The 478-nt window shown below is 57.9% G+C and carries 1 protein-coding gene; it reads right to left on the bottom strand.

Annotated elements, in window-relative coordinates; genetic code table 11:
* Positions 1-42: 42 nt before the first annotated feature.
* A partial coding sequence (locus tag EH240_RS37460) for an extracellular solute-binding protein (RefSeq protein ID WP_125007293.1) occupies positions 43-478 on the bottom strand: 436 nt, incomplete at its 5' end.

Here is a 478-nt window from a genome sequence, read left to right as displayed (position 1 = left end):
TCGGGCTCGGGGCAAAGCCCGAGCCCGGCTTAGTCCTGGTGACTAGTTAAGGGCGTCGATAGCAGTGCAGGCCTTGTCGGCTGCCTGCTGCGGATCCATTCCGGAAAATACATCCTGCGCTAGAGTCACCTCGATGTCGGCGACTTCGAGATAGCGAGGCGACAACGGCCGGGGTGAGGCATTCTCGAGATGAGGGATGATGAGATCCGCACCTTTGCGGTTTGCCGCCAAAAAGCTTTGTGCGGCCTTCATGTTTGCCGGAACAAGTTCGACAACATCGCCGTTCACGTCTTCGCGGGTTAGGAACTGGATGAGTTTCCAGGCGGCTTCCTTGTGCTGGGAAGCTTCAAAGATGGCAAGGTTCCACCCGCCGTAGGTGCCAATCGCCGTCTTACCTTCGGGCGCATTCCCTACAACGAAATCCCAGTCAAGTTTGGACTTCTGCAGAGTTGGCTGCTCCAGCGCGGGCCAGAACTCC

The organism is Mesorhizobium tamadayense, from assembly GCF_003863365.1.
Lineage (GTDB): Bacteria > Pseudomonadota > Alphaproteobacteria > Rhizobiales > Rhizobiaceae > Mesorhizobium > Mesorhizobium tamadayense.
The sequence above is the reverse complement of the archived record's forward strand: the minus strand, read 5'-3'. Positions and strand labels throughout refer to the sequence as shown.